This window comes from Sporolactobacillus sp. CQH2019 (genome assembly GCF_028765345.1).
GTDB lineage: Bacteria > Bacillota > Bacilli > Bacillales > Sporolactobacillaceae > Sporolactobacillus.
Map to the genome: position 1 here is coordinate 46,622 of NZ_JARAJZ010000006.1, position 24,189 is coordinate 70,810.

Annotated in this window: 18 protein-coding genes and 2 pseudogenes; 16 read left to right on the forward strand and 4 right to left on the reverse strand. The window is 45.2% G+C overall.

Translation table 11 applies throughout. The features are described from left to right. Positions 1–86: 86 nt before the first annotated feature. The 3 genes from OYT88_RS09910 to OYT88_RS09920 are packed head-to-tail and all read right to left on the reverse strand — an operon-like array spanning position 87 to position 3,253. Positions 87–311 carry a hypothetical protein gene (locus OYT88_RS09910; protein WP_274399705.1) on the reverse strand — a complete coding sequence of 75 codons (225 nt, stop codon included), beginning with the start codon at positions 309–311 and terminating at the stop codon, positions 87–89. Positions 312–343: 32 nt separating this feature from the next. Next, positions 344–1,846, reverse strand: a complete 1,503-nt coding sequence (arfA, locus tag OYT88_RS09915) for an arabinosylfuranosidase ArfA (protein ID WP_274399707.1) — start codon at positions 1,844–1,846, stop codon at positions 344–346. Positions 1,847–1,870: 24 nt separating this feature from the next. Then, a complete protein-coding gene (locus OYT88_RS09920; protein ID WP_274399708.1) occupies positions 1,871–3,253 on the reverse strand; it encodes a glycoside-pentoside-hexuronide (GPH):cation symporter in 1,383 nt (460 codons plus the stop codon). A gap of 352 nt (positions 3,254–3,605) precedes the next feature. Between OYT88_RS09920 and OYT88_RS09925 the strand changes: the two genes are divergently transcribed. After that, entirely contained in the window at positions 3,606–4,493 is an 888-nt protein-coding gene (locus OYT88_RS09925; protein WP_274399709.1) for a helix-turn-helix transcriptional regulator, read from the forward strand. 215 nt (positions 4,494–4,708) lie between these two features. Next, complete coding sequence (locus OYT88_RS09930) at positions 4,709–7,093, forward strand: hypothetical protein (RefSeq protein WP_274399711.1); 2,385 nt, start codon at positions 4,709–4,711, stop codon at positions 7,091–7,093. Between the two features lie 174 nt (positions 7,094–7,267). On the opposite strand, the gene OYT88_RS09935 is transcribed toward OYT88_RS09930, so the two are convergent. Continuing rightward, positions 7,268–7,900 carry a hypothetical protein gene (locus OYT88_RS09935; RefSeq protein WP_274399715.1) on the reverse strand — a complete coding sequence of 211 codons (633 nt, stop codon included), beginning with the start codon at positions 7,898–7,900 and terminating at the stop codon, positions 7,268–7,270. Positions 7,901–8,916: 1,016 nt separating this feature from the next. Between OYT88_RS09935 and OYT88_RS09940 the strand changes: the two are divergent. From OYT88_RS09940 to OYT88_RS10005, 14 genes and pseudogenes are all read left to right on the forward strand, one after another. Next, positions 8,917–9,036: pseudogene (locus OYT88_RS09940) on the forward strand (transposase); the annotation flags it as partial. 489 nt (positions 9,037–9,525) lie between these two features. Continuing rightward, entirely contained in the window at positions 9,526–10,464 is a 939-nt protein-coding gene (rbsK, locus tag OYT88_RS09945) for a ribokinase (RefSeq protein ID WP_274399716.1), read from the forward strand. A gap of 20 nt (positions 10,465–10,484) precedes the next feature. Further along, positions 10,485–10,880, forward strand: a complete 396-nt coding sequence (rbsD, locus tag OYT88_RS09950; RefSeq protein WP_274399718.1) for a D-ribose pyranase — start codon at positions 10,485–10,487, stop codon at positions 10,878–10,880. A gap of 53 nt (positions 10,881–10,933) precedes the next feature. Continuing rightward, positions 10,934–12,283, forward strand: coding sequence for an L-fucose:H+ symporter permease (fucP, locus tag OYT88_RS09955; RefSeq protein ID WP_274399719.1), 1,350 nt, complete (start codon positions 10,934–10,936; stop codon positions 12,281–12,283). Positions 12,284–12,567: 284 nt separating this feature from the next. Next, positions 12,568–13,575 (forward strand): ribose utilization transcriptional repressor RbsR, encoded by a 1,008-nt coding sequence (gene rbsR / locus OYT88_RS09960; RefSeq protein WP_274399721.1) that lies wholly within the window; start codon positions 12,568–12,570, stop codon positions 13,573–13,575. Between the two features lie 295 nt (positions 13,576–13,870). After that, a pseudogene (locus OYT88_RS09965) lies at positions 13,871–14,104 on the forward strand (phosphopentomutase); the annotation flags it as partial. Positions 14,105–14,122: 18 nt separating this feature from the next. Next, positions 14,123–15,424: a pyrimidine-nucleoside phosphorylase gene (locus OYT88_RS09970; RefSeq protein ID WP_274399722.1), complete on the forward strand. Its 1,302-nt coding sequence runs from the start codon at positions 14,123–14,125 to the stop codon at positions 15,422–15,424. A gap of 45 nt (positions 15,425–15,469) precedes the next feature. Next, positions 15,470–16,117, forward strand: a complete 648-nt coding sequence (deoC, locus tag OYT88_RS09975; RefSeq protein ID WP_274399725.1) for a deoxyribose-phosphate aldolase — start codon at positions 15,470–15,472, stop codon at positions 16,115–16,117. A 20-nt stretch (positions 16,118–16,137) separates the two neighbouring features. Continuing rightward, positions 16,138–16,539, forward strand: a complete 402-nt coding sequence (locus tag OYT88_RS09980; protein WP_443029672.1) for a cytidine deaminase — start codon at positions 16,138–16,140, stop codon at positions 16,537–16,539. A 203-nt stretch (positions 16,540–16,742) separates the two neighbouring features. Then, positions 16,743–17,126 carry a hypothetical protein gene (locus tag OYT88_RS09985; protein ID WP_274399726.1) on the forward strand — a complete coding sequence of 128 codons (384 nt, stop codon included), beginning with the start codon at positions 16,743–16,745 and terminating at the stop codon, positions 17,124–17,126. Positions 17,127–17,909: 783 nt separating this feature from the next. After that, positions 17,910–19,133 (forward strand): O-antigen ligase family protein, encoded by a 1,224-nt coding sequence (locus OYT88_RS09990; protein ID WP_274399727.1) that lies wholly within the window; start codon positions 17,910–17,912, stop codon positions 19,131–19,133. Between the two features lie 578 nt (positions 19,134–19,711). Next, positions 19,712–20,548 (forward strand): BglG family transcription antiterminator LicT, encoded by an 837-nt coding sequence (gene licT, locus OYT88_RS09995; RefSeq protein ID WP_274399728.1) that lies wholly within the window; start codon positions 19,712–19,714, stop codon positions 20,546–20,548. 179 nt (positions 20,549–20,727) lie between these two features. Beyond that, the gene (locus tag OYT88_RS10000) at positions 20,728–22,587 is read left to right on the forward strand and encodes a PTS beta-glucoside transporter subunit IIBCA (RefSeq protein ID WP_274399730.1); all 1,860 of its coding nucleotides are present in this window, start codon (positions 20,728–20,730) and stop codon (positions 22,585–22,587) included. Positions 22,588–22,620: 33 nt separating this feature from the next. Continuing rightward, positions 22,621–24,087 carry a glycoside hydrolase family 1 protein gene (locus OYT88_RS10005; RefSeq protein ID WP_274399732.1) on the forward strand — a complete coding sequence of 489 codons (1,467 nt, stop codon included), beginning with the start codon at positions 22,621–22,623 and terminating at the stop codon, positions 24,085–24,087. Positions 24,088–24,189 lie beyond the last annotated feature (102 nt).

Genomic DNA, 24,189 nt, shown 5'->3' on the forward strand with positions numbered 1-24,189 from the left:
GATGACACCCGACCGTTCTTTGTGAGACATTCCGGGTCCGAACCGCTCCATTCACGGACAGATTCTGCATGCAGTTTACGCAGGCATTAAATTAAACGGGCCGAGATCAGTCGACTGACCAGATCGTTTATTTCATGTTTCTTCATATTTTTAAATTGTCCGGATTCGAGCTGATCGAAATCTTCGATCAGGAAAAAAGCTTCCAGATAAAGGGTTAATGCCCGTTTTATATATCTTTCACCCGTCTCACCTTCGAGCTGCGAGATGCCGGCAATCAGCTGCAAGGCAAATTGATGAGCGTCGATCTTCACAGGACTTCCCCCCAAATGTTTGATGCTGGGCCTTAAAGTTTGAATCTGAACATATTCCAAGACAACGGCTGCAATGTCGCCGCCGCTTCGGAATTATTCAATCGGACATCGGTCAGCGGACGGATTCTCATTCTTCCGTCACGATTGTCAGCTTTTGGTGCATAACCCGCAAATTGTGTCGCTTCAGCGATCGAAACCGGTCGTAGTTCTTTAAAATTTATAGTGAAATCCAATGTCTCCGTCTGTGATTTATTTTCAGCAAAAACCACCACTTCAGCGGCATTATCATTGTATACTGCAATGCTGTCCAGAAACGGAACCGCATCAAATTCACGCGAGTGATACGTTTCCGTCTCTACATGTGAGCTAAGCGCGACGCCTCTGCCATAATCGGCAACCTGCAAAAACGGATAGAAAATGGACTGTTGCCAGACACCGCCGTCATTCTCAGTCATGATCGGGGCAATCACGTTAACCAGTTGTGCGAGGCAGGCGATCTTCACGCGATCACTGTTCTTCAACAAAGTGATCAGTAAACTGCCGACCAACAGGGCATCTTCGAAGTTATAAATATCCTCCAGCAGATGAGGCGCTGTTTGCCATGGCTTGATTCTCGTATCCGCTTTGTTTGAATGATACCAGACATTCCATTCATCGAATGAAAGATTGATCGTCTTTTTTGTCCGTTTACGGGCTTTGACTGCGTCGCAAATTGCCACAACGCCTTTAATAAACTGATTGAGATCAATATTTTTGCCGAGATAGTTATCCAGCTCCGCCGGATCGTCATCGTTATAATAACCATAGTAGCGATGCAGAGACAGGTAGTCGACATTATCGTAGCATTGGTCGAGCACCGTTTTTTCCCACTCGCCGAATGTCGGATTTTCAATGGACGAACTGCCGCAGGCTACGAGCTCAATTGATTCGTCGACTCTTTTCATCGCCTTTGCTGTTTCATTGGCAAGATGACCGTATTCATTGGCCGTCTGCATCCCGATTTCCCAGGGGCCATCCATTTCATTGCCCAGACACCACGTATGGATTGCGAACGGCTGCGAACGGCCGTTGCGCCGCCGCAAGTCGCTGTAATAAGTTCCCCGGGGAAAATTACAATATTCAACCAGATGAGCCGCATCCTCAATGCCCCGCGTACCGAGATTGACGGCCATATTCGCTTTGGCACCGGCCTTTTCTGCCCATTTCATAAATTCGTGCAAACCGAACTGATTAGTCTCAATCTGCCGCCAGGCCAGATTCAGCCGTGTCGGCCGCTCGTCTTTCGGACCGATGCCATCTTCCCAATTATACTGCGAGACGAAATTACCACCCGGATAACGGATAATCGGCACTTTTAACTGTCTGACAGCGGCAATGACATCTTTCCGGAAGCCGTCTTCGTCGGCAGCCGGATGCTCCGGTTGATAAATGCCTTCATAGACAGCACGTCCTAGCTGTTCAATGAACGATCCGTATATTCTGTTGTCGATCGCCGCAATCTGTTCCGTAGGGTCAACCTGTATGCTGCCTTTCATAATCTGTTCCCTCCGACTTTAAGATTATGCCTCTTCAAGCCCGCCTCTTCGTTGATTCAATTCCACTTTAATTGATGTTTCCTGCTTCTCATATTTCGTGTAAGCCATCGCAATAATCGCACCGACAATGAAAAACAGGGCGGGCAGCCAGCTGATACAGAACTTGATCGAGCCAAGTGTTGCGGCCGATTGAACGGTCCCCGCTTTATAGCCGAAGCTGCCCATAATCAGTGCCGGAACCCAGCCGCCGAGCCCCTGCCCGACTTTAATGGCAAACGAACTGCCGATCGCCGTCAGAAACCCGCTTGCCCGTATTCCATTTTTCCATTCACCAAAATCGACCGTATCCGCCAGCATGGCAAAAGGCATTGACACGGCTACCCCTGTGCCGATTGAAGCGACGCTCCAGGAAACAGCCAGCATGATCTCCGACTGACCGGTGAAGTTAATCAGGATTTGACCCAATGCAGCAAGTAAGAATCCGATAATCAACGTTTGTGTTTTCGAGATATGCTTAACAACAAAAGGTATCGCGACCATGCCGACAATCTGGAATAATATCAGTGCATTTAGCACCGAGGCAAATTCTTTGTTGCCCAGATTATACTGAGTATAGTAGACCAGTGCCGACGTTCGTGACGCGTTGCCAAGCCAGTAAAAAACAAAAGCGACGACCAATATAAACCACGGCCAGTTGCTTTTCGCCGCTCGCAGGCTTTGCTTGATCGGCAGTGGCTTTTCGCTCGCCGCATTGATCTCCCGGGTATCGCCGAAAGCAAACAGTAACAGCGCCAGACCGATAAGTGCAAACAAAATCGTCGTTATCCGGAATCCGACAACATCGTTTCCTTTGCCTAAGAACGATACCAGTGAGAGCGTGAAGGTAGCGGTGACAAAAAATCCGGCCATTCCGCCGATCATCCGCACTGAGTTTAAACGGACGCGAGTATCTTTGTTGTTGCTTAAATTAGGCAGGATTGAACTGATCGGCGTGCCGATGCCGGTGTAGCAGATCCCCAGAAGCAGATAAGTGATTAAGCCGTAAACAAATTTTCCATTGGCCGACAGATTGGGCGACCAGAACATCAAAACGAAGAAGAGAGTAAATGGTATCGATATCCATAGCCAGTAAGGCCGGTTCTGCCCCCATTTCGTATGCGTGTGATCGATGATGAACCCCCAGATCGGTGCATCAAAGGCGTCGAGAATGCGGGCAACCAGTAAAATAAGGCCGGCCGCCACCACCGATAGCCCGAACACGTCCGTGTAATAATACAAAACAAAAGTTGTAACCGTACAGTACAGCAAGTTCCCTGCTGTATCCGTACTTGCATAAGCCAAAACACGATGAAACGGCAGTTTGTCTGTCTTGCCGGTGCTGTCTGAAACCGAATGATTCTGACCCATCGTCTTTTCCCCCAAATCCTGATATATTTAAAAGGTGCCTGAAGGACAGGCAAGATGATGCTATTTATCCCCCCCTGATCGACACACCGGTTCAAAATGATTTACAACCAGCAGTCGAAGATGATGACGAAGCGAAAAGTCAAAAGATTGAGAGCGCTTTAAATCTTCGTTAATTTAAAACTGGCTAAACCGACGCTATTATTGTTTAAATGTCTGACATCTTTGTTAGAATGATTTCGGTGCCTTCATCTCTCAACCGCTTCTTTCTTTTGCAATATACCATCCGTGTAAGCGGTTGAAAATATAAATAATGAATTGTTGATTATAAAATATCACACAGGGAGTCCTCTTTATGAGCACTGCAAAACCGTTGTACCTTTCGCTCTCATGTATCCCGCTGCCTGTATTTATCGAGGGCGGCGTTGCCTATTTTAAGCCCGGAGAGCGACATCCAAATCGAAATGATCTTCCCTTTTTCATTCTCGTCATTATGAAAAAAGGCCGCATGTTTTTGGCTGAGGAAAAGCGGAAATTTATCGTTAAGCCCCATGAAATGTTTATCTTTCTGCCGGACCGCCATCATTATTCCTTTCAGGCCTGTGATGAAGACAGCGAATATTACTGGCTGCATTTTCTCTGTGTCGGCCGCTGGCAGCAGGACGAAAAACCGGCGGAACAACAATCGGTGATCAAAATACCTACATTGCATTATCACACGACTAATCATACGGTCTATCTCGCTAAACACCGCAGACTTAGCAATATCCCGGAGATTTTTGCAACAGCAGAAAAACTGCTGCATTCCACAAACGAGAGTGAGTCGTTTTCATTCTGGCAGGTACAAGAATTATTCCTCGATTTGTTGCAATATGTTCAGCTGCCCGCCGTTCAGGAAAGCTCGGTGACCAAAATTACGCTTAAAGTGGAACGGTACCTGCGCGACCACTTTGACATGAAAATCACCAATACTAATCTTGCGCAGCAGTTTCACATTCATCCCAATTACATCGGCCGATGTATGAAGCAGACGATCGGCATTACACCGATGAAATACCTAAATCAGGTCCGCATTGAAGAGGCTAAGAAGCGGTTGCTGAATACCACGCTGTCGATCAAACAAATTGCTGATCAGTGCGGTTTTCAAAATGTTTATTATTTCTCCAATCTGTTCAAGAAAGTGATGGGCATGCCGCCGATGCACTACCGGGAAATTAACGGCATTACAAAAGATGATGACTGATGGATCTGCTCTTTTATAAATTTAAAAACTGATAATAAGCGTCATGTCGTTTCAATATTAAGTGTTGAATTTTATAAACAAAGTGTCGAAATAAATATTTTATGAAACAAAACGCTGAATTAAGCTTGAAAGGCAGATGGGAATTCAGACATCGGCAGCTCGTCAATAAACGAAATATCTGCGAGACTATCAAAGAAAAAAGTGGGGAGAAAATCATGGAGACCACATATTTCGATCTTTCATTCAATCAGCACGGGGCCTTAACTCGTCTGACAATGAAGAACGATCCGCTCCACATGAACTGGGTTATCGATCCTGATTATTTGAAGCAAGTCGGCTATCGGGATGCCGATAAATTGTTCGGCGAATTCAATCTGACGGTCGATCATCAATCCCTTTCAAGCATTCACTTCCAGCCGGTCGTAGAAAGCCGACAGGAAAGAACAACCGTCACCTTCAGCTTCGGCCGGGCAGCTGTTCGACTGACTTATCGGCCGGGATTGACCGACGAAACACTGGATTGGTCGATCGAACTGATCAATCATTCCAATCGACCGCTGGTTGTCGATCATTTTGCCGTCTGGGTTTCCCTGGCTTATATCATGTTCCGTGATCAAAATGTGCTGCGCAATATGAATGATTCCGCCGCTGTTTTTCCATCCATTTCCGCCGATTTTACGAAACTGGCGGCCGTGCGCCGCAGCGGCGAGGCGCCTCACCTGGGAGTCTATCAGTTGTCCGGGAAAACTTTATCGGTCGGCACCTACTGCGAATATACAAACCGGTTTTTTGAAAACGTTTCCCCCTCGCTGGACGGCATGCTTTTTCACCAATTGATTCTGGCAGGCGGATATCACAAAGATCAGCAGCCGCCGACGGACTGGATTTATAACCACGACGGACTGATACTGTCACCCGGAGAAACAAAACAGTGGCGCTACCGGCTCTGTACGCTTGCAGATCGCAACGATTTTTATGCCCGTGCCATGGCTTTCGGACACCCGATCATCCGTTATCAACCAATGATTAAAGAAAATGAACAAGCACAGTTAACCTTGGCGATGCCTGAAAATATAACCATCAGGCAGGTACATGTCAGCTATAGAAATGACGATCGTCTGATCAGCGAAGACGTTAGCCACTATATTGAGCAAGACGGCTGGAACGCCTTATTGGCCTTTCCGGCTCAGGGGAGCGGTGAGCATAAAATCACGATTACGTTCGACAACGGAAAACAGGACTGTGTGGTGTTCAATGTCGTCCGTTCATTGCGGCAGATGCTGGACGAACGGGTGGATTATATTTCCAACACACTGTATCAGGGAGCGGACGCCAAGGTCCCGTTCAGCTTCATTCCGCTGTCCAATCAAGGTGAATCGCTCGGCAAATTGAGTCTTGTCCTGCAAAAAAATTTACTGGATCAGGGGCATCTAAATAGCAGACAGATCCGGCAAGTTGAAGCAAGCGCCGTAAACTATGTCCGGCCCAAGTGGTTTATCAACGGCGATTTTCGGAAACCGCGCAAACTGTACGGCAACTTTTACCGGGTGATGGACTTTGAATATATCGGCCACATGTTCTTTCTGCTGTCGGAATTCGATAACACGGTGCTCAAGCTGCACCATGCAGACGACTATCTGCAGTGGGCTGCCGATATTTTCAATCTCAGAGTTAACCCTGCGCTGCACGATGACCCGCGGGCACAGTCGGAGACGCAAATGCTCGGCGTATTTTTCCTCTATATCAACGACTTGCTTTCCGAACTAAAGCAGCGGGGTTTGACGGATAAATACGCAACGATTAAAAAATTATGGGAGCAAATCGCCGATAAAGTGGATCGTGAAAGCGAAACGTATCGCGCAGCCGTCACGGAACATTATTATGACAATGCCGGTTTCGGACCGGCGGCGGGTGCTTTAAGCAATACGGGGCACACGGACGGTGCCTGTCGGTACAGCCGGCTGTTGGAAGCCAACATCGGATTCAGCAATGATTTCCGCGCTCAGGCACCCGATCGTTGGTGGGAAGCGTTGTCATACATGATGCACGCACTATGGGGCGGAATAGCTTCGGCAGCTATGCTGCAAGCATATGATTTTCTGAAAGATTCAGCATACCTGGAGGCCGCCTATCGGTCGACCGTTGCTATGCTCTATTGTTACGACACACAGGCGACGGCAACCGGCAAGCTGGAAAAAGGCGCCGCCGCTTCCACCTACAGCATCGCCGGTCCGAACCTGAATCGTCCTGATCTGTCGCGGCAGCGTTTCGGCCAGTCTGCCTTTGCCAGCGACGGCGGTATCTTTACCCGCCTGTTTCCCGAAGGCGATACGGGCCATGCGGATTGGGACATGGGGGAAGAGCTGGTTGCTTATCTGAATGGTTTTGGTTGTAAAACTTATCTTTATACGCGCGCCGGTCAGCTTCGCGTCATCAACGGACGTCTTGAGGCAAACAGCGACGGTTCGTATACCATTTTCAGTTTTGCACCTTATCCGCGCGAATATATTTTTACCGAACAAAATTTGCACTATACAACGCCGGAAGGGATACTTGCTCCAGTTGTTAAATTCATCGATCATCAGTTTGTCCGTGCGTAAAACTGTTTGCTCCCTGTCTATCTGATCAGCGAAAAATCGCAATCCAGCCTTCATAAAAGCTTCACAACCGTCAAACGGGCACAGCTTCTTTATCAGGAGCTTGTGCCCGTTTGACTGCATTTATATAGAGCAGAGATCTGTCCGTTCAGCCGCAAAAAAGCCTCACCAAGTCAGTTATGAATACTGACCGACGAGCCTTAGAATATCAGCTTTCAACTGCGCTTCGTCACTCTTTTCACCCTGCCAATTATTAAAATCGATATGTTTTCCCATATAGCGGAGATGGTCGCGCCAACCTCGCAGCAATTGCAAGTACAAGTTGCCGACATAGTTCTCATCTTCACTTGCCCCGGGGCCGAAATAGTGATTATAAGCGGGAAAAATATCCGAAGAAACGGCATAATTCGATTTATCGCAATTTTTATCAGCACTGACAACAGCAGGATCTCCATCATAAGTGATTATCAGGCGATTAGGCCTGGCATCGCTGCCGTTTTTTATGACATCTTTGACATCCCGGAGACAGAATAAAACGTTTGCAGGGCGTCGATCACGAAAAGCCCGGACATTAATAAGGGAGGGAGGGGCAATCAATTTTCCGTTTTTTAATCGGGGAACGACGATTTTTCTGTCTGAATTGCCCAATTGGCGCCAATGTGCCCGCAGATAATCTATTGCACGCGAATAATCGGCAAACACATAGAGATCGGTGCTTCCGTCCGCCGCTAGGTCCCGTTTGGCAAATTGCCTGTTTTTCATATAGAAAAAGTGTTCTCCTGAAACAACAATTTCGATTAAAAAAATCATGGTTGTGTTCCTCCAGTACATCGATTTCATTGAAAGTGACATGAACGCTCCGGACGTCCCTTTTTTACTTGCACAGTAGTATTGTTCTACCCTAGTATTATACAAAGGGCCGTCTCGATCAATCGGGGAGCATGCATTTTCTTCAATCACCACAATAGCCATATAAGGCCAACAATTTTGCCCTGTCACTAACGTATCCATGCTTTGTCATACGATTGCGTAACCAAACCTCTATTTTTTTGTGAGCGTTTTATACTATGCTAATGACATTGAGCCCCGCAGCTCCACATCTTATTTCTTAGTACGAGAAGATCAATTTTATGGCGCATATTTCAGATTCGCGGATGAATCATGGAATAAACTGTTTTCTTCAAATAATCCATAAAATACGAATGGACATTCTGGACGATATATTTTAACATAGGTTCATCATGGCATAGACTTCAACAATTTTGATATCTTTCATTTCAAAGTATTACCTGATGATGGGCCGATTACGGAACTCTGCAAATGATCTTGGATATTTTGCGGCGGAAACGATTTGATACCGCCGAGTATCTGATAAGCTATTACCGGTCGCCGGGACCATCATTTCTCCCGCATTTTGTTTTCGGCTGCCGACCTGACTACATTATAGCGTGCTTAAGACGTTTTTTTCGGTACAACCCTAGAAGATTAATTTCCACGCAGGGAACCCCGTTGTGCAATGGCTGGTTCAACCGCAGATAGTCTCTGAATGTCGTCCCATGAACTAGAAAAATGGCATAGCACCATAGATCAACACCGCCCCGAGAATCGGCCGTTTTAAATATTGGTGTCATAATCCATTTGACAAGATTCATATGTGTTGTTGCCCTGAATACAATATCAAACACAGCTAAAAATAAGTCGCTGCACTCGCAAAAGAGATAACGTTCTTAAACGTATCCGAAATATCTTACAGTACCTGCAACCTAAGATTTGAAAACACACGCTAGTAGATCGATTCATAAATAGTAGCAGGCTTATGGCAGATATACTGGGGACAGCATTTATGGGCAACCGGTTATTTCTGTCAAACTGTTGGGACAGTAACGGAAGAAACGATTAAGCAATATATTGAAAACCAAGACAAGGGTTGGTGTATAAGCATTTAGTTCCATTCTTTTGCCGATGGTTCGTTTTTTTAAACTGTACGTTTTGAGACAAAATAAGAGGCTGTCCCAAAAGATCGGCCAATATTGTTTCCCAACAATATATGTTCTGAATATTTTAATAATTGTTTTGATGACATTATTTACTGGTAATGGCAAGGCCATGAAAATGCAAGTGATGCCCTGAATGCCGAATTTACCATTAATCAATTACAGGCTGGAACTATGGGTTCATCATCTGGGGGAAAAACTGGTTCAAAAAGCGGTCAGTCTCTCGCCTCGACAGGCAGGCATTGGATAAAATTTTTTTATTATTGAAAACGCCTTCATCATGTGTTATAAAGTAGATGTACTAGGTAAAACGTTTTACATAGAAACCTCTAAGAAATCTCTACAGAAACGGAAATCGGTAATCTTCTTTTTAAGGTTAAATATGACTAGTAAAACGTTTTACCACCTTGCTAATTTTGTAGAACAGAAGGTGAAGTTCCCATGGTGAATCACGTTGTCATACTGGGCAGTATCAATGTCGATACAATTCTTCAGATTGAGCGCCTGCCGTTACCCGGCGAAACATTGATGGTGCATGATAAAAGCAGTGCACCGGGCGGGAAAGGGGCGAATCAGGCTGTCGCCGCGGCACGCAGCGGGGCAAGGACGAGTTTTATAGGTAACGTGGGGGATGACGATCAGGGTCGGATGATGCTCAAACATTTACGGGCCGATCACATTGATACGTCGCATATTAAGACGGATCAGCAGGCCGCGACCGGCGCGGCGTCTATTTTGCTGGATACGAACGGCCAGAATAGCGTTTTGGTGTATGGCGGCGCTAATCAAACGATTTCTGTTGATGATATTTATGAAAGCGATTTATTGATTCGCGATGCGGATATGCTTGTCACTCAATTTGAAATCCCAGTTGGTGCGGCACTTAAAGCATTTGAAATTGCTAAAAAGTATCGAGTGACGACTATTTTGAATCCTGCACCGGCACAGGACGTTCCGCATGAGCTTTTACAGCTTACGGATTTGATTGTTCCTAACGAGACGGAAAGCCGGTCTTTGACCGGGATTGCCATTACGGACAGGCAATCAATGGCGGCAACCGCTGAATGGTTTCGTGAAAGAGGCATCTCTAATTTAATTATTACCCTGGGAGACAGGGGGGCTTACTATTCGACGCCTGTTGATAGCGGGCTGCAAACAGCGTTCCAGGCAAAGGCAGTCGATACGACGGCTGCCGGAGATACGTTTATCGGTGCGCTCGCTTCCCGGCTGGATAAAAGCTTGTCCAATCTGCCGGAAGCAGTGAAGTTTGCGCAGCGGGCCAGCTCGTTAACGGTACAAAAGATGGGGGCCCAGCCTTCAATTCCTTATTTAGAAGATATCCGGATCGCACAACAATCGAGGGAAACAGACAGAAAATAATATTTAAGAGGTAATGAATCATGAAAAAAACAACGGTCATTAATTCACAATTATCCGCAGTGATTGCCGGGATGGGGCACATGGATTGGTTGGGAATCGGCGATGCCGGCATGCCGGTTCCGATCGGTACGCCTAAGATTGATTTAGCCGTGACAAACGGATTACCCAGTTTCATTGCCGTATTGAAAAATGTGCTGAGTGAGTTAAAAGTGCAGCGCATTTGTTTAGCTGAAGAAATGAAAGAGCAAAATCCCGATCAACTTCAGGCAGTCAAACAATTATTGCCGGATGTTGAAACCGTATTTGTCCCGCATTCCGAACTTAAAAAGAATTTATCGCGTACGCATGCATTTATACGAACGGGTGAAATGACGCCCTATTCCAATATCATTTTAGAGTCCGGTGTCACTTTTTAACGGCTTGCCCAAGAGTATCGCGGTTCTGATAAGCAAAAAGGAGGTATTCTTTAATGGACAGCTTGGTCATTAAGCAGCATCATAGTTGGAAACAGCTATCCGATGGTTATCTAAGTCGTACGCCTCTATTTCAGTTTATTCTCGTCTCGCTTATTTTCCCGTTGTGGGGAGCGGCAGCCAGCTTAAACGATATCTTAATTACGCAATTTAAGTCTGTTTTTCTGCTGAATGATACCGCCACGGCCTTCGTGCAAAGCGCTTTCTACGGCGGCTATTTTTTGATTGCCATTCCGGCGTCGCTGATCATTAAAAAGAACAGCTATAAATTTGCTATTATGACCGGCCTGCTTTTTTACATTGTCGGCTGCAGTATGTTCTTCCCGGCCTCTCATTTAGCAACCTACAGCATGTTCTTGGTTGCAATTTTTGCCATTGCGGTTGGTCTCAGCTTTCTGGAAACTTCGTGCGACACATACAGTTCGATGCTGGGTCCGAAGAAATCCGCCAATATGCGGTTGAACATCTCGCAGACGTTGGTTCCTCTGGGTGATATTACAGGCATTATTCTCGGCAAGTATTTGATCTTCGGATCCGTAGGCAATCTGCAGGCGAAAATGAGTGTAATGCATGGCGCAGAACGTATTGCATATGGTGAAAAAATGCTGCAATTAACACTTATGCCTTACAAGTACATTCTGATTGTTCTGGTTGCCATCCTGGTTATTTTCGCCTTAACGCCGATGCCGCGTGCTAAGGCTGCCGAAACCGGGAAGCAGGAAGAAGCAAAGCCCGGTTTGTCCGAAACCATTCGTTATTTGTCTCACAACAAGCGCTATATGAAAGGGGTCATGGCTCAGTTTTTTTATGCCGGCGTGCAAACGGCCGTTTGGTCGTTTACGATTCGTCTGGCATTAAATCTAAACAGCCATATCACAGACAGTGCAGCGTCGACTTTTATGATTTATAGTTATATTGTCTGGTTTGTCGGAAAATTAGTTGCTAACTTCTTTCTTGCCCGCTACTCAATCACAAAGGTATTGACATGGTTCTCCGCTTTGGGGACTCTGTGCCTGGTAGTTAGCTTTACAGTGCCCAGCATGCTCGCCGTTTACGCGGCCATTATGACCAGTTTCTTTTTCGGTCCTGAATGGCCGACGATTTATGCGCATACTTTGGACGCGATTACTGAGAAGAAATATACTGAAACGGGAGGAGCAATCATTGTTATGGCCCTGATCGGCGGGGCGATCATTCCTGCTATTCAAGGGGCTGTATCTGACATTTCCGGTTCAATGCAGTTCTCGTTTATCGTTTCTGCAATCGGTTACTTGATCATCACCCTCTATTTTTATTTTGAGTACCGTTTCGATAAAGCCCACCCGGAACTGGTTCAGGAGCACTAAGCTTGCTTGAAGCGAAATGACCGTACCCCGCTTTGTAAAGATGTCAGATAATATGATAGAATTCTTTCAGAGTGCTTTTTGCAAACTGGAAGAATTTTTTTGGCTTTTTTTATAAAAACATGTAAGCGGTGGATGATTTATCGAATAAATGATCGCTTAATGCTTGAAAATGAGCGTTTGTTCGTAAAAAACTGCTGTTTACTGCTTACGTAGAGATGATAAAGTAGTATTGAGAGATGTTTTGAATCAATTGGGTGGTTGAATCAAAAGTTGGAGGATAAAAAATGATTCGAAAAGTAACCATTCGCGATGTTGCCGCCGCCTCTGGCGTTTCCATAACAGCGGTATCGCAGATTCTTAATGGAAAAGGCCAGCGTTTCAGCTCCGAGACACAGGAAAAAGTTCACCATTTTCAACATAAATTAGGGTATGTACCCGATTTCAGTGCCCGTCATTTAATCATTAAATCGACAGAAACGATCGGTGTCCTGACTCCTGATTTGGCTAATCCTTTTTTTAGTATGTTTATCAAAGGCGTCCAGCAGACTGCCTGCGAAGAAAATTTTATCCCGCTAATTTTTAGTGCGAATCATGATGAACATTTGGAAACCTCTTATCTGCAAGAGTTGATTAGACGAGCGGTAGATGGATTGATTATCGCCAGTGCTTCAATTACCGCTCAGGCAATCGATCAAAGCTTGAGAAGGAACGGCATTCCCTATATATTGCTTGACCAGAATGCTGTCAGCGATGGCGACCGGGTGAATGTTGATGACAGGCACGGCGGCGAACTGGCTGCCCAGCACTTGTTGTCACTGGGGCACACTCAGATCGCTGTTGTCGTGCCGGAGCATGCAACGGTCAATATCATTAATCGGCTCAATGGGTTTATTGATTGGATGAAGTCGACGGGCCATCCCTTTTCAGACGACTGGATAGTCCATACTCCAATGAACAAGGAAGGTGGATATGAGGCGGCAAGTCAAGAATGCGTTAAGCGAGCCACCGCAATATTTGCGATTAATGACGAAATGGCCATCGGTCTGTACAGAGGATTACGTGAAAGAGGGTTGCGCATTCCTGAGGATATATCTGTGATCGGGTATGATGATATCGATTGGGGCAACTATGTAACGCCTGCACTGACGACGATTCACCAGCCCGTGTTCGAAATGGGCCAGGCTGCAACTCAATTATTGACTCAGAGAATTCGTGCCGACAATCGTCCATTCCAGACAGTCCGGTTACCGGTTAGATTAGTAAAACGGGAAAGCACCGGCATGGCGCGATAGGCCCTGCTTTGAATCGTGCGCAGCCAGTATGAATCTTCAATAACGTCTTCGGAAGATTAACGACAGTTTTTTCCTTCATTATAAGAATATTAGGCAGGTTCTTTACAAACTGTTTTAAGAAAGATACAGAATGGAAGAAATAGATCATAAAATTATTGAAAATTGTCGATTTCAACGTTGTTGCCAGTGAGGCGGGAGCGCGTTCTTTCCCCTATGAAACAGATGATAAAAATGAGAAAGACTTGAACGATCTGACTGCAGCGGGTAGAAGTCAGGCGGGCTTCTGATGCGGGACATGACGGCGGATGATTTGCTGATGATTACAGCCGACCACGGCAATGATCCGACATTTAGAGGAACAGATCACACACGTGAATATGTACCTCTACTGGTTTATTCTCCGGGATTTAAAGAAGGCCGTGCTTTGCCGGTCAGAAAAACATTTGCCGACATCGGTTGTACGATTGCGGATAATTTTAATGTGAAGCAGGCCGGACCGGGTACGAGTTTTTTAAGTCAATTATTTTAAGAAAGGGAATGATAAACGATGCGCATGGTCGATATTATTTCAAAAAAACGCGACGGGGCGGAACTGACCGCTGAAGAAATTAAATTTTTTGTGGATGGGTACACAAACGGCGGGATTCCGGATTACCAGGCGAGTGCGCTGACCATGGCTATTTATTTTCAGGACATGTCGGACCGCGAAATTGCCGATCTGACGCTGGCTATGGCCCATTCCGGGAAGATTCTCGATCTGTCGGCGATTGATGGTATAAAAGTGGATAAGCATTCGACCGGCGGCGTCGGCGATACAACTACCCTCGTTCTGGCGCCGCTGGTCGCTTCTCTGGGCGTCCCGGTCGCCAAAATGTCGGGGAGAGGCCTCGGCCATACGGGAGGGACGATTGACAAGCTCGAATCGATTAAGGGATTTCATACTGAGCTTTCAAAAGAAGAATTTGTTCATTTGGTCAATAAAGATAAGATTGCGGTGATGGGGCAGACAGCCGATCTGACGCCGGCGGATAAGAAATTGTATGCGCTGAGGGACGTGACGGCAACGGTGGATTCGATCCCTCTGATCGCCAGCTCGATTATGAGCAAAAAGATCGCCTCCGGTGCGGATGCCATTGTCCTCGATGTGACCACGGGTGCCGGAGCATTTATGAAAAATGAAAAAGACGCCGTTCGTCTGGCTGAAACGATGGTGCGGATCGGCAATCATGTCGGGCGCCGGATGATGGCGGTAATCTCGGATATGTCACAGCCTCTCGGTTTCGCAATCGGCAACGCGATCGAGGTTAAAGAAGCCATCGATACTTTAAAAGGAAAAGGTCCCGAGGATCTGACGGAACTGGTGCTGGCGCTCGGCAGTCAGATGGTCGTGCTGGCCAATCGGGCACCGTCCGCGGCTGAGGCGAGAAAAATGCTGGAAAACGCTCTTTCCAACGGAACAGGGCTCGAAAAGTTTAAGAGTTTTGTTGCCAATCAGGGGGGAGATCCTTCAATCGTCGATCATCCGGAAAATCTGCCTCAGGCTCGCTATAAAATTGATCTTCCGGCCCGCTCCACAGGTTTTGTCTCAGAAATGGTTGCCGATCAGATCGGCCTTGCCGCGATGCTTCTCGGTGCCGGCCGGGCCACAAAGAATGATACGATTGACTTTGCTGTGGGCATTCTGCTTAAAAAGAAGGTCGGCGATCAAGTTGTACAGGGCGAACCGCTGGCGACGATCTATTCGAATCGGGAAGATATAGAAGACGTTAAGGAAAAAATTTATCAAAATATCACTATTTCCGATCATTGCCAGGCGATAAAATTAATTCATAAGATCATTACCGAATGAAAAGAAAAACAAGTTTTTAAAAATGAACAAGAGAGGCGACGACCTTTGAATATTGCAAAGTATATTGATCATACCCTGCTTAAGCAAAACGCGACGAAAAATGAGATCCTGCGAATCATTGAAGAGGCCAAAAAATATCAATTTGCGTCGGTCTGCATCAATCCATGCTGGGTCCGCCTGGCTGCTGAGGAACTTAAGGGCAGCGCAATTAACGTGTGCACAGTCATTGGTTTTCCTCTTGGTGCCGGTACATCCGCAGTCAAGGCCTTTGAAGCCGAAAAAGCAATTCAGGACGGCGCCCGCGAGATCGACATGGTCATGAATGTCGGCGCACTGAAAAGCGGCGATCGGGAATACGTAGAAAAAGACATCCGTGCTGTGGTGGATGCGGCCCGCGGTAAAGCGCTGGTCAAGGTCATTATCGAAGCATGTCTTCTTTCTGATGAGGAAAAGACTCTGGCCTGCCAATTGGCTGTAAAAGCCGGGGCAGACTATGTAAAAACTTCAACCGGCTTTTCAAGCGGAGGCGCCACTGCCGAAGATGTCGCGCTGATGAGACGAGCCGTCGGGAAAGAAATCGGTGTAAAAGCCGCAGGCGGCATTCACACGAAAGAAGAAGCAGAAACCATGATTGCGTCAGGCGCGACGCGTATCGGAACCAGCTCAGGTACAATCATAATGAATGAAAATTGATAATGACGGAAGGGAAAGAGATGACCGGAATGAATCAAGTGGATGAATGGATTAACGATGCAATCCGTATCAGAAAGAATGCTTATGTTCCCTACTCGCATTTTTCGGTTGGGGCCTGTCTTGTCACAAAACAGGGTAAAACGTATCTAGGGTGCAACATTGAAAATGCTTCTTATGGATTATCGAATTGTGCCGAAAGGACGGCCTTTTTCAAAGCACTGTCTGAAGGCGAAACAGAGTTCCAATATTTGGTCATTGCCGGCGATACGGAAAAACCGATCGTTCCCTGCGGTGCATGCCGTCAAGTCATGGCGGAATTCTGTTCCGCTGCCATGCCGGTGCTGCTTGTCAATACAAAAGGGGACAGAAGAGAGACAACAGTCGGCGAATTGCTGCCCGGTGCTTTCTCAATGGAAAAATAACTCATATTGATGGATTAGGCTCTTCTTTTTGCTTGGAAAATTTTGTGGACAAACAAATATTTATGCCCTGTGCGGCTGCCGCCCTATCGATTTGAGCTGACAGCCGATTTATTCATTCGGCCGCAACATTTATCGGCTGTTGCACACTGTATTGATCCCGTTGCGAGAAGTTATCGGTCGCCGCGAGGAGCTTATCGGTCAACGTGGTCGGTTTATCGGTCGCCGCGCCTGATTTATCCGTTGCTCCTGATTTATCAATCGTTGTGAGGGATTTATCGGTCGGCGTGCCTGGTTTTTCGGTCATTGTAGCGGTTTTATCGGTCGACAAATCCAGGTTTTCGGTCAGCGCAGTGGATTTAACGATCGCTCCTGATTTATCGGTCAACGCGGTCGGTTTATCGGTCGCTGCCCCTGATTTATCGGTCAACGCGAGGAGTTTATCGGTCGCTGCCCCTGATTTATCAACCATTGCCAGAAATTTATTGCTCAGCGCGCCGGATTTGTCAGTCGTTATCGAAATTTTATCGATCGTGGAAAGAAAATTGACTTCCGCAAGAATCAATTGCCCCATGAAGAGTCAATTATAAATTCATGGCACAACGTGACAATAAGTTAAATGAATACTTTTAAAATATGATCATGTTTAAGCGGAAATACCGGATAGTTGCTGAATAGATAACCATTTATCCTGTATTTTCGCACTTTTCACACAGAAGCACATGTAAAGTACAAAATTTTTACAACTCTGTCGAAGAAATAAAATGAGTAATCCATCCAGCTGATGTATATTGTATACAGCCGGGCTTGTGAATAGGTCATCTGCTTTTCTGAAAAGCGGGTATATTTTTCTGAAGGGGAATGCGAACAGCGATATACTCTCTGAAGGGTGATATCATGTGGCAGGTGTGAAATTCCGGAAGCACTCGATACTTTCCTATGTTTGCCGCATATCAATATATATTGTATTGAAAACCGTCAGTAACCGTTGGCATAGCGATAGTAGCTGGCAAAATATATCAATAACATTCAAAGAATCAGCAGTAAACGGTCCTGAATCAATAAGCGCGAGTGATCAAAATTATGAAAGATTTTTTTAACAGGCATCGGCCCATTTCAGCGGCGGCGGGACGGCCATCCGAATGGTGGCCGATGCGTGATTGAAATCATAGAAAGCAGTTTGCCGACTGGGATGAAATCACAAAATATAATGAATACCCCGTAAGTAATCCTTTGTCTTGATTATCCCTTAATTAGCACATATTTGTGAATTTCCTGATATAATTTTTCATAAGTGTAAGATTCAATAGGAAACGAACCAATCTATTTTATTAGAGTCGAGGGAATACATGATTTCCTCTGGGAGGATCTGTATGAACTGGTTTACCTTTATCTGTTTGGCTGTTGTCTTTCTGATTTCGCCTTTTCAATGGGGACTTTTCTATGAATCTGATATTCGTGTCTGGGAGTGGCTGATTCTCGTATTATTCATTCTCAATATCGTGTGGTATTGGATCAGAGAACGTCAGGTGCTGACAAAAAACAGCGTTTATTTTCTGGTTCTGCTTCTTCCCTTTATGTATGTACTCGCTGCTCCGTTTGCTTTAAATCAGCAGGGCAACTGGCAGATGATAGTCAGATTTTTTACGTATGCATTTTTCTTTCTGTTGTTAATCTGGACGGGAGAATCACCCGGGATCAGAAAACTTTATCCGTACGTTTTTCATCTGTTAGGTATTGCTTTCCTTATTTTTGCCGTAGCCAATATATTGGGGATTATTCACCTGGATACGTCGATGGTCGGATGTGTCGAACCGCGATCGTGCGGTCCTGTACGTTATCCAAACACATTCGGTGCAATAATGAGTGCTTACTGGTTTTATACATTCACTGTCTTCATTCATCGAAAAATACCGGATTGGCGAAGCGTCCTGATCATGCCGCTCCTTGCCGGATATGCCGGCGTCGCTATGCTTACCTTTTCACGGGGGACTTATATCTTTTTCAGCGTTACATTTATTCTGGCTTTTCTTTTATTATATAAAAAATGGAAGAAGTTCATTTTCGTTTCGCTTCTTGCTCTTTTCCTGTCACTGGCTGTATTCGATCTGCTGTCGCTGGATAAACATATAGATTATAACGGCTTTTCAAGTTTAACGACGCGTTTTTCCAGTATCAGTCCCGTCACGTCTACCGCGGTGATCCGGGAAAACTTTTACAAGGATGCACTTTCAATGAGCCGGGAGTCGCCGTGGTTTGGATTCGGGGGCAAAAGCTGGACGGTCTATTATCCGGAGTATGCCCATCAGGGGAACGGGCTGGATCAGGTCCACAACGGTTACCTCTCATTTCTTATCGAAATTGGCTGGGTCGGCCTGTCCGCTTATATTCTGGTGCTCGGTTTGTTCATCTTCCGGATTGCTAAATCGGATGAACCAAGAGAACGGCGGATAGGCGTCATTCTTGCTTTAGCCATGCTGTTCGGGCATGGAACGGTTGATTATGATTTATCCTATGGAACGGTATGGCTGCTTATTTTCTGGCTAATCGCGATAGGCGCGGGCGGCCGCCGGGCTTCCGCCGCTTCCTATTCGTAAATTCGGGCATGGAAAGCTGCTGAGCCCGACCCGTCATCCGTGTGTGAAGGCTTATCGCAAGTTTGAATACCGCACCGATGAAATAGGCAAGCCATTATCCGGTAAACTTCATCAATGCAAGGAAATTAAATTCCGCCGGATTGGCATTCGATTATTTTCCGGATTATTCAGGAACAAATTCAGGTGGCCCAGATTGTTACAATTAATAGGCGTGAAGATAGCCAGGTCTTTGGAATTGCTGGAGATTGCCTAAAATGAATCATATGATCTCATTTTAAAGAGAGTACTGAAAAGCCTTTTTTTCAGTGCCCTTATTGCCTGCTGCACTTGGCTTAGATTTGTCCAAAGTTCTTCAACAAAATTAACTGTAGTATAAAACTGGATAATAAAACTATATTGCAAGCGCTTGCTGAAAATGATATACTGATATCGTTGAAAAGGATTGTTACTGTGAATAATTTAGCACAGGCAAAACCTAATGAGGTACAGAACCGCCGGGATTTTTTCTGACGTTTTTGTGTCGATTTAGGTTTTTTAAATTTCCCAGACTATAATTAGCAGGAAGGGCAGAGACGAAGATGAAGATCAAAAAGGTCTATAATAATAATGTGCTTCTTGCAGAAAATGATCAACATCTTGAAATTGTAGTCATGGGAAAAGGCCTGGCATTTCAAAAAAAAGCCGGGGAGGAAGTGGAGAGTACAAAAGTTGAGAAAACATTTATACTGGAGAAAAAAGAATGGTCTCATCAGTTTCAGAAATTATTGAACGAGATTCCGGTTCAATATTTTGAAATTGCGGGTGAAATTATTCAGCGGGCTCAATCCGTCCTTCGTGCAAAATTGAGCAGCTATCTTTATCTGACATTGACGGATCATATTAACTATGCGATAAGTCGGCATAGGCAGGGACTGGATATACAGAATGCACTCATTTGGGAGATTAGAAAATTCTATAAAAAAGAATTCCAGATTGGGCTGGAAGCTTTAGACATTATACAAAATCAGAGCGGGGAAAGGCTTACTGAGGATGAAGCCGGTTTCATTGCTGTGCATCTTGTCAATGCTCGAATTGACGGGCAAGGGATGCACCAGACGATAAAAATGACGGAAATGGTTCATGACATTTTAAACATTGTGAAGTATTATTATAAAATGAATCTTGATGAAAATTCATTGAATTATGAACGATTTGTCACCCATCTCCGCTTTTTTGCACAAAGATTGTTTTATCATGAAGTACCCTGTTCTGATGATGATTTTTTATTTGCGCAGGTGAAGAGAAAATATGCAAAAGCTTTTGACTGTATGAACAAAATAAAAGGTTATCTGCACAACACCTTTGGATCAGAAATTTCGAAGGATGAACAGGTTTATCTGACGATTCATATTCATCGTGTGGCGGAGCGCAAGTAACCGATCTGACAAAAACTCGCAGTTTTTGAAATGATCCTCTTTCAATAGACTTTTATATCTCAAAATAGGATTGTTACTGGTTATGCAGGCAAAACCTAGATGATTGTATCCGAATGGGTGCAATCATCTAGGTTTTTTTCTTGGGAATAAGTTAAGGAAAATCACAAGGAGGAAGCAAAATGGATTATCAGAAATTAGGTAAAGATATTTTAGCAGCTGCCGGTGGCGAAAAAAATGTTAAGTCATTGATTCATTGCGCGACACGGCTGAGATTCAAGTTGAAAAATTCATCGAAAGCCAATAAAAACGCTATTGAAAAAATGAATGGGGTCATTACAGTAGTTGAAAGCGGCGGGCAGTTTCAAGTCGTGATCGGTCATTCTGTCGCGAAAGTATATGATGCCATTATGGATATAACACATCTGGACGATCATTCGTCTATCGACAGTTTTGCAGAAGAAGGCAATGATAAAGAAAGTCTGTTAAGCAGAGCTATTGACGTGATTTCAGGTATTTTCACACCGTTTCTAGGCGCACTTGCCGGTGCCGGTATTCTGAAAGGCCTTCTGGCACTTTTTGTGGCTCTCGGCTGGTTATCGGCTCAAAGCGGGACCTATCAGATTTGGTATGCGGCCAGCGACAGTGTTTTTTATTTTTTACCGATACTTTTGGCCTATACCTCGGCTAAGCAATTCAAAGTCAATCAATTTGTCTCGGTTGCCATCGCTGGCGCACTCATCTATCCTTCTATTGTATCGTTGGTCGGCAAGAGTGCCGGACTTACATTCTTTGGAATTCCAGTTGTCCTGATGAGCTATTCATCGACTGTGATCCCGATTATTCTGGCCATTTGGCTTCTTTCTTTCCTGGAACCCATCCTTAATCGGCTGATTAGTGAAAGCATCCGATATATTCTGTCTCCGATGTTATCTTTAATGATTATGGTTCCGTTGACGTTAATCGTTGTCGGTCCTTTAGGAACGTACATTAGTGACGGATTAGCAAGTGGTTATTCATTGATCTACAATCTCGCCCCGTTTGCGGCGGGACTTGTAATGGGTGCACTGTGGCAGGTTTTTGTCATTTTCGGTGTTCATTGGGCGTTTGTTCCATTAATGATGAATGACATCTCCCAATTAGGCCATGATACGCTGCTGCCGCTTCTTACACCTGCCGTCCTCGCTCAGGCTGGTGCGGCCCTTGGCGTCTTCTTAAAGACCAAAAACAGAAAGTTGAAATCCTTGTCTGGATCATCGACGATTACTGCACTGTTTGGTATTACAGAACCAACCATTTACGGCGTTACTCTGAAGTATAAGAAACCTTTTATTTGTGCGGCTGTTTCCGGGGGCATTGGCGGGGCGATTGTCGGTGCAGTGCATAGTCAGGCCCTGTCTTTTACATTTCCTAGTCTTCTGGCCATCCCGACCTATTTAGGAAAAGGATTTACAGGAATGCTGATCGGTATTTCCATCGCTTTTTTACTGGCAGCTGTCCTTACCTATTTTTTCGGCTTCAGAGACGAGGTATCCGGATCTGATCAGGCGGCGAAAACAGAACGTTCTGCCAAGGAGCCTCTGATAGAAAAGGAAGTTGTTATCAGCCCAATCAAGGGTAAAGCTGAACCTTTGAACAAGGTCAATGATCAGGCCTTTGCCTCTGGTGCTTTAGGAAAAGGTATGGCTGTTGTGCCTGATGAAGGGGTTCTTAAAGCTCCTGTATCCGGGATCGTAAGCACTGTCTATCCAACGGGCCACGCGATCGGTGTCACCTCAGATAACGGAGCCGAAATTCTCATGCACATTGGAATTGATACCGTCCGGTTGAATGGTAAGTATTTTTCAGTTCGGGTCAAACAGGGAGAGCATGTGAATCAGGGACAACCGCTTGTTACTTTTGATCTTGAAAAAATAAAAAGCGAAGGGTATGATCCGACAACTTCAGTCATTGTGACAAATTCGTCGAATTATCTGGATATCATTGGAACCGATCAGTCCGCTGCAGGCACCAAGGATCGTTTGATGACGCTCGTGATTTAAAAAAGTATGAATAATGTAAAGGAGAGAAAAATCATGCCCATTAGAAAGCACAAACCATTTCCTAACCATTTTCTTTGGGGAGGGGCTATTGCAGCGAACCAGACAGAGGGTGCATTTAATCAAGACGGAAAAGGATTATCTGTCGACGATGTAATCCCGTATATTAAACCTGATCAACACGGAAAAATGAAGATGTCCAATCCAGATTTAAAAACAATTAAAGAAGCTAAAGCAGGAACATCCGGAAATGTTTATCCCAAACGATGGGGAATTGATTTCTACCATCATTATGAAGAGGATATTCAATTATTTGCTGAAATGGGTTTCAAAGCACTAAGAATCTCAATTGCATGGAGCAGAATTTTTCCCATGGGCGATGAACTGTCACCCAACGAAAAAGGGCTGCTGTTTTATGATCGACTATTTGATGCACTTCTTGCTCAAGGTATCGAACCTGTCGTTACACTCTCACACTATGAAATTCCGCTTGGCCTGGCCGAAAAATACAATGGCTGGGCGGATCGGCGCGTTATTGATTGTTTTGTCCGCTATGCGAAAACGGTTTTTAAAAGATATAACACCAAGGTAAAATATTGGATCACATTTAATGAGATTAATGGAATTCTAATGGGACCGTTCATCGCGGGAGGCATTATTACGGATCGGCTTAAGGAGGATCAACTGATACAGACGATCTATCAGGCGGCCCATCATCAGTTTGTTGCCGGTGCTTTGACGGTGAAAGCCTGTCATACACTTTGTCCGGATGCAAAGATTGGATGCATGATCGCCGGGGTATCCGTTTATCCGCGATCATGCAAACCCGAGGATGTTTTAGCCGCGATGAATGAAGAACGGCGGACACTTTTTTTCACGGATGTTCAGGTTCGCGGTTATTACCCGGCATATGTTCGGCGTTTTTTCACAGAACATAACATGCAGATCGAAACCCAGCGTGAAGATGCCACCATACTAAAAGAGGGAAGAGCCGACTTCGTCGCTTTTAGTTATTACATGTCATCAGTTGCAGAGGCAAATAAGGGCGAGTTGCCGGTTGGCCGACTGTTCAGCGAGGTAAAAAATCCCTATTTGAAGTCTTCGGACTGGGGATGGTCGATTGATCCCCAAGGGCTGCGCTATCTGTTAAACATCTTGTATGATCGCTATCAGAAGCCTCTCTTCATCGTTGAAAACGGATTAGGTGCTGCCGATAAAATTGAACCGGACGGGAGCATCTGCGATGACTATCGGATTGATTACTTGCGTGCGCACATTGAGCAGATGAAAGAAGCCATTGAAGACGGTGTCAATCTGATCGGTTATACAACTTGGGGACCTATTGATCTGATCAGCGCGACAACTTCGGAAATGTCGAAACGCTATGGTTTTATCTATGTTGACCAGGACAACGAAGGCCACGGCACGTTGGAAAGAAAGCGTAAAAAGAGTTTTTACTGGTATAGAAACGTGATCGCCAGCAATGGAGAACAGCTTGATTGATTTTAGGCAGACGATCGAGAGAGTTAAGATAAGATAATTGAACATATAGAGACGTTGAAGAGCCTGTTAAAAGGCTCTTTTCTAGCATCAGACAATTAACAT

What these genes read in the sequence shown, in the direction of transcription:
- OYT88_RS09970 (WP_274399722.1), top strand. Translation starts at nt 14,123, where the DNA reads ATGCGCATGGTCGATATTATTTCAAAAAAACGCGACGGGGCGGAACTG.
- OYT88_RS09930 (WP_274399711.1), top strand. Translation starts at nt 4,709, where the DNA reads ATGGAGACCACATATTTCGATCTTTCATTCAATCAGCACGGGGCCTTA.
- OYT88_RS09935 (WP_274399715.1), bottom strand. Translation starts at nt 7,900, where the DNA reads ATGATTTTTTTAATCGAAATTGTTGTTTCAGGAGAACACTTTTTCTAT.
- rbsD (WP_274399718.1), top strand. Translation starts at nt 10,485, where the DNA reads ATGAAAAAAACAACGGTCATTAATTCACAATTATCCGCAGTGATTGCC.
- OYT88_RS09920 (WP_274399708.1), bottom strand. Translation starts at nt 3,253, where the DNA reads ATGGGTCAGAATCATTCGGTTTCAGACAGCACCGGCAAGACAGACAAA.
- OYT88_RS10000 (WP_274399730.1), top strand. Translation starts at nt 20,728, where the DNA reads ATGGATTATCAGAAATTAGGTAAAGATATTTTAGCAGCTGCCGGTGGC.
- arfA (WP_274399707.1), bottom strand. Translation starts at nt 1,846, where the DNA reads ATGAAAGGCAGCATACAGGTTGACCCTACGGAACAGATTGCGGCGATC.
- licT (WP_274399728.1), top strand. Translation starts at nt 19,712, where the DNA reads ATGAAGATCAAAAAGGTCTATAATAATAATGTGCTTCTTGCAGAAAAT.
- OYT88_RS10005 (WP_274399732.1), top strand. Translation starts at nt 22,621, where the DNA reads ATGCCCATTAGAAAGCACAAACCATTTCCTAACCATTTTCTTTGGGGA.
- rbsK (WP_274399716.1), top strand. Translation starts at nt 9,526, where the DNA reads ATGGTGAATCACGTTGTCATACTGGGCAGTATCAATGTCGATACAATT.
- OYT88_RS09980 (WP_443029672.1), top strand. Translation starts at nt 16,138, where the DNA reads ATGACCGGAATGAATCAAGTGGATGAATGGATTAACGATGCAATCCGT.
- OYT88_RS09990 (WP_274399727.1), top strand. Translation starts at nt 17,910, where the DNA reads ATGAACTGGTTTACCTTTATCTGTTTGGCTGTTGTCTTTCTGATTTCG.
- rbsR (WP_274399721.1), top strand. Translation starts at nt 12,568, where the DNA reads ATGATTCGAAAAGTAACCATTCGCGATGTTGCCGCCGCCTCTGGCGTT.
- fucP (WP_274399719.1), top strand. Translation starts at nt 10,934, where the DNA reads ATGGACAGCTTGGTCATTAAGCAGCATCATAGTTGGAAACAGCTATCC.
- OYT88_RS09925 (WP_274399709.1), top strand. Translation starts at nt 3,606, where the DNA reads ATGAGCACTGCAAAACCGTTGTACCTTTCGCTCTCATGTATCCCGCTG.